This is a genomic window from Cobetia sp. (assembly GCF_983723665.1).
This window is the reverse complement of the sequence record NZ_CFDJES010000016.1, coordinates 23,855-31,141: the sequence shown is the minus strand read 5'-3', so window position 1 is coordinate 31,141 and position 7,287 is coordinate 23,855. Positions and strand designations below refer to the sequence as shown.

Genomic DNA, 7,287 nt, shown 5'->3' with positions numbered 1-7,287 from the left:
CCCTTGAATGCCGATGGTCTCGCGCAGGAGCGTGAGGCCGTGCATCACGGCACCGAGTCGGCACATGACTCGCGCTCAAGGACTGACACGGCAGCGGAGCCGGGCTTCGAGGGCTGCCTCGGCCCGGTGCCGCGTGTCGCCATGCTCGGTGGTACCTTCGATCCCATCCATCACGGCCATCTGCGCAGTGCCATCGAGCTGCGCGAAGCGCTGGGGCTGGACCATGTGCTGCTGGTGCCTTCGCATCAGCCGCCGCATCGCGCCGCGCCCGGCGTCAGCAGTGACCAGCGTCTGGCGATGCTGGAAGCCGCGATAGAGGCAGAGCCGGGCCTCAAGGCCGATGGGCGTGAGCTGCTGCGCGATGGGCCTTCCTACAGTGCCGACACCCTGGCCAGTCTGCGTGCCGAATATGGCCCGCAGGCGCGGCTGGTGATGGCCATCGGCCATGACGCCTTCCTCAAGCTCGGGGAGTGGCATGCCGCCGATCGTCTGTTCGATGATGCCCATGTGGTGGTGATCGAGCGGCCGGACCATGATGCACCGCTGCCCCGGGCGCTCGAAGCGTTGATCCAGGGGCGCGAGGTCGACTCGGTGGCGGCCTTGATGGCGCGCCCGGGTGGCCACCTGTTGCGCCTGTCGCTGCCGACGCGCATGGCCATCAGTGCCACCTTCGTGCGCGAGCGTCTCGCGCTGGGTGACAGCGTGCGCTATCTGCTGCCGGAAGCGGTGATCCGTCATATCGAGGCGCATGGCCTCTATTGTCCGTCATCGAGCTGAGCGTTGTGGCTCTGAACGTCTTGTCGCGTGCGAGCGTGGCATCATGAGAGGGGCGTCGCTGCCGCGATCCCGCATCGCCGTGCGTGGCGCCCCTTTGGCGAGTAAATGACGATGCCCATAGGCGCGCGCATCGCCAACGGGTAGAATGCGCCCCCTGCCGAACAAACTCCCGAGGAATCATGCAGACCGAAGCTCTTAAAAACCTGGTTGTCGACGCCCTTGAAGAACTCAAGGCCCAGGAAATCAGCGAGATCAATGTCTCCAAGCTGACCAGCGTCACCGATGTGATGGTGATCGCGACCGGTACGTCCAGCCGCCATATCTCCGCGCTGGCCAACAACGTGCAGGTCACCGTGAAAGAAGCCGGCGTCAAGCCGCTGGGCTGTGAAGGCGACAACGGCTCCGACTGGGTGCTGCTGGATCTGGGCGATGTCGTCGTCCACGTCATGCTGGCCGAAACCCGTGCCCTGTACGACCTCGAGCGCCTGTGGAGCGATCTGCCCCGCGAAACGCGTGAAGAGTACGAGCAGAGCCACTGATCCTGCCAGCCTGACCCGACGGGTTGCTCGTCGGGGCATGCCAACCGCGCGTTACGTCCTTGCCGGTCGCGATGTCGCGGGCAGGGAGTATCCGATGGAAGGACTGCGGGCTCGCCCGTCGTTCTGACACAGCACGGGACAGGACATGAAGATCCGAGTTTTGGCGGTCGGGCAGAAGATGCCGGACTGGGTGGAGAAGGGTAGCCGGGAATATCTCAAGCGCATGCCGCGGGATTTTTCGCTTGAGTTCATCGAGCTGGCGCCCGGCAATCGCGGCAAGAATGCGGACATCGCCCGTGCCATGGCCAGTGAAGGCGATCGGATGCTTGAAAAACTCAAGGGAAATGAACATGTTGTCGCCCTTGATGTCCTAGGTAAGGCCTGGAGTACCGAGCAGCTTGCCCAGCATGCCGATGATTGGCGGCTGGGAGGGCGAGACGTGGCCATCCTCATCGGTGGTCCGGATGGGCTCGACCCACGCCTGCTGGCACGTGCCGATCAGCGCTGGTCGCTCTCGGCACTGACGCTGCCGCACCCCCTGGTGCGCATCGTGCTGGCGGAACAGCTTTACCGCGCCTGGACATTGCTGGTCGGGCACCCCTATCACCGGTAAGCGCCTGCCGCTTGCGACACGACACTGGTTGCGAGACCCGCCATGCGCCAACGCCGGGCGACGATAAAGAATCCTCAACAGGAAGTGCGGATCTTTCGCCTTCGCAGCATCGTGGCTGCCGGCCTTGTGCTGGTGCTGGCCGGGTGTCTGCTGGCGCGGCTGCTCTTCCTGCAGGTCGTGGAACACGACATCTATACGACGCGCTCGGACAAGAACCGGGTGCGTGTCGAGCCCTTGCCGCCCACGCGCGGCTTGATCTATGACCGCAATGGTCAGCTGCTCGCCGAAAACCGCCCCAACTACAATCTCACCATCGTGCGCGAACGCGCCGGTGATCTCGAGACGACGCTTGAGCGCCTGGTCGAGATTCTCGATCTGCCGCCCGATGAAGTCGAAGACTTCAAGGAACGCTCGCGTCAGCGTCAACGCCCCTACCAGCCCGCCCTGTTGATGAGTGAATTGAGTCAGGAGCAGATCGCGCGTCTGGCCGTCAATCGCTATCGCCTGCCCGGCGTCGAGGTCGAGGCGCAGCTGCTGCGCTACTACCCGGACGCCAAGCCGCTGTCGCATACCCTGGGGTATGTGGGGCGCATCAATCAGGCCGAGCTCAAGACCCTCGACAAGGGCAACTATTCGGGCACCCACTTCATCGGCAAGACCGGTATCGAGCGCTTCTATGAAGAGGAGCTGCACGGTCAGGCGGGCCTGCGCAAGGTGGAAACCAATGCGCGGGGCCGCGTGCTGCGTGAGCTGTCGCGGATCGATCCGGTGCCGGGCAAGGACCTGACGCTGACCATCGACCGCGGCCTGCAGGATCTCGCCTATCGGCTGCTCAAGGGGCGACGTGGTGCCATCGTGGCCATCGAGCCCGAGACGGGCGACATCCTGGCGATGGCCTCCGTGCCGGGCTTCAACTCCAATGAGTTCGTCACCGGCATCAGCGTCAAGAGCTATCGCGCGCTGCAGAATGATATCGACCTGCCGCTGTTCAATCGTGCCATTCGCGGCCAGTACCCGCCGGCCTCGACCGTGAAGCCCTTCATGTCGCTGGCGGGGCTGGAGAACGGTGCCATCACCACCAGCACCACCTTCTACGATCCCGGCTATTTCCAGCTGCCCAATGACAGCCACAAGTATCGCAACTGGCTGCGCTGGGGGCATGGGCGCGTCAACATGCGGCGCGGCATCGCGGTGTCCAATGACACCTTCTTCTACAACGTCGCCTACCGCCTGGGGATCGACCGCATCAGCGAGTACATGCACAAGTTCGGCTTCGGTGAGCAGACGGCGCTGGACGTGCAGGGCGCGCTGCCCGGCCTGATGCCGTCCAAGGAATGGAAGCGCAATCGCTACGACAAGCCCTGGTACCCCGGCGAGACCATCTCCATCGGTATCGGTCAGGGCTACTGGCTTGCCACGCCGTTGCAGCTCGCCTCGGCGGAGGCCGTGCTGGCCAATCGCGGCAGGCACGTGACGCCTCACCTGGCCAAGCGCATCGGTGACGAGACGGTATTGTTGCCCAGAAGCGAGGAAAAGCCGGATGTGGTGCTGGACAATCCGGCGTGGTGGGACGATGTCATCGCCGCGCTCGAGGATGTGGTCAGCGGGCGAGAAGGCACGGCGCGCAAGTATGTCGGGCCCGGCCTCAAGTACCGCATGGCCGGCAAGTCCGGTACCGCCCAGGTCTTCACCCTCGGGCAGGACCAGAAATACAACGGCAAGGAGCTCGCGGAGCGTCTGCGTGACCACGCCCTGTTCGCCGCCTTTGCGCCGGTCGAGCACCCGGAGATTGCCGTTTCCGTGGTGATCGAGAATGGCCAGGGCGGCAGCTCCGTGGCGGGCCCGATGGCGCGCGCTGTCACCGATTACTGGCTGTTGCCGCGCATTGACCCCGAGGCGCGTGAGGCGGCGCTCACGCTGGCTGCCGCTCTGGCACCCCCGGAGGCACCGGTGGGCGAGGGTGAGCAAGGAGAGAACGATGCCGACTGATTATCAGCGCTCGATGCGTGGTGTAGGCGGGGACCTCAGTCATCGCCGCCGCACCAGCCTGTGGGAGCGTATCCACCTCGATCCCTGGCTGTTGCTGTTGCTGCTGGCCGTGCTCGGCTGCGGGCTGATCGTGCTCTACAGCGCCAGCGGCCAGGATATCGACTTCACGCTGCGCCAGGCCTCACGTCAGGCGCTGGCACTGGTGATCATGATCGGGCTCGCCCAGCTGTCACCCGCGACCCTTTACCGCTGGGCGCCGGTCGCCTATGGCGCCGGCTTCCTGATGCTGGTGGCGGTGGAGGTGCTCGGGGATGTCGGCATGGGCGCCCAGCGCTGGCTGGTCATCCCCGGGGTGGTGCGCTTCCAGCCCTCTGAGCTGATGAAGTTGGCGATGCCGATGATGGTCGCCTGCTGGCTTGGTCAGCGCCCGCTGCCCCCTCGCTGGCGAGATCTGGCCATCTGCGCCGTGATCATCGTCGCGCCGGTGCTGCTGATCGCGCGCCAGCCGGACCTCGGCACCTCGTTGCTGGTCGCCGCGGCGGGCGTGTTCGTGATCCTGCTGGCGGGGCTTTCCTGGAAGCTGATCGCCTTCTTCGGCGCCTTGATCGCCTCGGCATTGCCGCTTCTGTGGATGGTGATGCACGACTATCAACGCCGCCGTGTGCTGACATTCCTCAATCCGGAGTCTGACCCGCTCGGCGCGGGCTGGAACATCATCCAGTCCAAGACGGCCATCGGCTCGGGCGGCATCTTCGGCAAGGGCTATACCCTGGGGACCCAGTCCCAGCTCGAGTTTCTGCCGGAGCGCCATACCGACTTCATCGTCGCGGTCATCGGGGAGGAATTTGGCCTGATCGGCATGAGCTTCTTCCTGGGGCTCTACGTGCTGATCGTGCTGCGCGGGCTGGTGATGTCCAACAATGGCCAGGACAGTTTTGCACGGCTGACGGGGGGCGCGATCATCCTGACGTTCTTCGTCTACGTCTTCGTCAACATCGGCATGGTATCGGGTATCTTGCCGGTCGTTGGCGTCCCGTTGCCGCTGGTCAGTTATGGTGGGACCTCCAGCGTGACCTTGCTGGCAGGCTTCGGTATTCTCATGAGCATTCATACCCACCGGCGCCTATTGTCGCGATGACGTGGCGGCCAGTTGCCGAGTGGCAAGGACATTCGCGAGCCCAAGCTCGCAGACAGGCAAGGAGAGAGTCGATGACGGTGATCAATGCGCGTGGGCGACGTCTGAAGCACTGGGGCGCAGCCCTGGTGATGGTGGCACCGCTGCTGGGAATGTCAGGCGTGGCCAAGGCGGCGCCTGATGGCTTCGCCCCGGCGACTCACCCGGAAACGGCCAAGCTGGTCGACGAGCTGGTGGCCAAGGGGCTGGATCGCGATCGCGTGACCGAGCTGATGAATCAGGCCGATTACAGCCAGAAAGTGCTGGATGCCATGTCGCGTCCGGCGGAAGGTCATCTGCGCTGGGACCAGTACCGCGCCATCTTCATGAAGCAATCACGCATCGAAGCCGGTGTGAAGTTCATCGCCGAGCATCGTGAGACCTTCGATCGCGCCCAGGCCGAGTATGGCGTGCCGCCGGAAGTCATCGCCGCCATCATCGGTGTCGAGACCTTCTTCGGCAAGCACACCGGCACTCACCGCGTGATCGATTCACTGTCCACGCTGGCCTTCGATCACCCGCGTCGCGGCAAGTTCTTCCGTGGCGAGCTGGCGGCCTTCCTGCAGCTGACGATTGAGCAGGGTATTGACCCGCTCTCCATCAAGGGCTCCTACGCCGGCGCGATGGGCTATCCGCAGTTCATCCCGACCAGCTATCAGGCCTATGCGGTCGATTTCGATGGCGATGGCGTGCGTGATCTGTGGCACAACCCGGTCGATGCCATCGGCAGCGTCGGCAACTACTTCGCGCGTCATGGCTGGAAGGCCGGTGCGCCGGTGGTCAGCGCCGCGGATGGCCCCGGGACGCCGCCGTCCTCCGTCACCTTCAACAAGACGAAAAAGCCGTACATGAGCGTTTCCGCGCTCGAGGCGGCCGGTGTCCAGGTGGCAGACGACGTGGCCGGCAATACCCAGGTGATTCCGTTGGCGCTGGACCTGAAGCAGGGCTACCGCTACGCCGTCGGCTACGACAACTTCTACGTCATCACGCGCTACAACCACAGCCACATGTATGCGATGGCCGTGGATGAGCTCTCCCGGGCGATCAAGCGTCGTCTCGAGGACGGAGGTGCGGGATGAGCTGGTCACGTGCGCTACCGCTGACCCTCGCGCTTGCCCTGCTGGCCGGCTGTGCCAGCAGTGGGGGTGGCACCCAGGTCAGTGATGGTGCCTCGGCGAGCACCGGCAAGAAGGCGGGCAAGAACAGCCGCTACGAGATGGACAGCGATGCCTATCCCGATGATGCGCCGGATGTCTCGGCGGTGCCCGATGAGGTGCCACGTGTCGAACCCTATACCCGCAGCGGCAATCGCAGCGAGTACGAGGTATGGGGCAAGACCTATCACGTGATGGATGATCCGCGCGGTTACGTGGCCGAGGGCACGGCATCCTGGTACGGCAAGAAGTTTCATGGCTACGCCACCGCCAGTGGCGAGATCTATGACATGTACACCATGACGGCGGCCCACAAGTCGCTGCCATTGCCGACCTATGCGCGTGTCACCAATCTGGACAACGGCAAGCAGGTCATCGTCAAGGTCAACGACCGCGGCCCCTTCCATGAAGACCGCCTGATCGACCTGTCCTACAGCGCGGCGTGGCGACTGGACATGCTGGGCCATGGCACCGGGCATGTGCGTGTCGAGACTCTCGACGCCACGACCTGGAAGCCGGGCCCGAGCCCGACCCAGGGCACGGCAGAGTCCGAGCGTCTGCTGGCGCGCAGCCAGGCGGTACGCCGCGAGCAGGGCATTGCCGGGCTTGACGCGATGGAGGCAACCGGTGGTTCCGTGGCCTCGAGCGCTTCCGGCGCGAGCGTTGCCGCCAAGCCCGTGGTAGCCTCTGCTGCGCCGAGCAGCACGTCCTCCGTGGCGAACGGGGAAGCTGCCTTCCTGCAGGTCGCGGCGGTCAGTGATCTGAGCAAGGCCGACAGCATTCGTGCCAGTGTCAGCTCCCGTCTGGGACGACCGACTCGCGTGCTGGGCAGCGGCGACCTCTACAAGGTTCAGGTCGGCCCGCTGGAAGACAATGTCCGTATTGAATCGCTCAAGTCGGCGCTGGCCGATGCTGGCTATGCCGGGGCCTTCAGCGTCACGGCAGAGCGATAAGGGCCGCAGGCCCGTTTTCATCCATCATGCGCTTCGTGAAGAGGCGCAACCTGGCCGAGGCGCAAGCCTCGGCTTATGCATGAGTGTC

Annotated in this window: 7 protein-coding genes; all 7 read left to right on the top strand. The window is 64.6% G+C overall.

What is annotated here, in order from left to right:
• The first annotated feature begins 141 nt into the window (after window positions 1-141).
• On the top strand, window positions 142-777 hold the full coding sequence (nadD, locus tag AC4FAH_RS03330; protein ID WP_175088380.1) for a nicotinate-nucleotide adenylyltransferase: 636 nt from the start codon (window positions 142-144) through the stop codon (window positions 775-777).
• 179 nt (window positions 778-956) lie between these two features.
• Window positions 957-1,316 (top strand): ribosome silencing factor, encoded by a 360-nt coding sequence (rsfS, locus tag AC4FAH_RS03325; protein WP_043331961.1) that lies wholly within the window; start codon window positions 957-959, stop codon window positions 1,314-1,316.
• Window positions 1,317-1,461: 145 nt separating this feature from the next.
• Window positions 1,462-1,929, top strand: a complete 468-nt coding sequence (gene rlmH, locus AC4FAH_RS03320) for a 23S rRNA (pseudouridine(1915)-N(3))-methyltransferase RlmH (RefSeq protein WP_043331959.1) — start codon at window positions 1,462-1,464, stop codon at window positions 1,927-1,929.
• 42 nt (window positions 1,930-1,971) lie between these two features.
• On the top strand, window positions 1,972-3,918 hold the full coding sequence (mrdA, locus tag AC4FAH_RS03315; RefSeq protein WP_216059756.1) for a penicillin-binding protein 2: 1,947 nt from the start codon (window positions 1,972-1,974) through the stop codon (window positions 3,916-3,918).
• The gene (gene rodA, locus AC4FAH_RS03310; RefSeq protein WP_043331958.1) at window positions 3,908-5,056 is read left to right on the top strand and encodes a rod shape-determining protein RodA; all 1,149 of its coding nucleotides are present in this window, start codon (window positions 3,908-3,910) and stop codon (window positions 5,054-5,056) included. The genes mrdA and rodA overlap by 11 nt, the downstream gene beginning before the upstream one ends.
• Window positions 5,057-5,127: 71 nt before the next feature.
• Window positions 5,128-6,171 (top strand): lytic murein transglycosylase B, encoded by a 1,044-nt coding sequence (mltB, locus tag AC4FAH_RS03305; protein ID WP_225347665.1) that lies wholly within the window; start codon window positions 5,128-5,130, stop codon window positions 6,169-6,171.
• Window positions 6,168-7,199: a septal ring lytic transglycosylase RlpA family protein gene (locus AC4FAH_RS03300; protein WP_286989108.1), complete on the top strand. Its 1,032-nt coding sequence runs from the start codon at window positions 6,168-6,170 to the stop codon at window positions 7,197-7,199. Before mltB ends, AC4FAH_RS03300 begins: the two co-directional genes overlap by 4 nt.
• The last annotated feature ends 88 nt before the right edge of the window (window positions 7,200-7,287 follow it).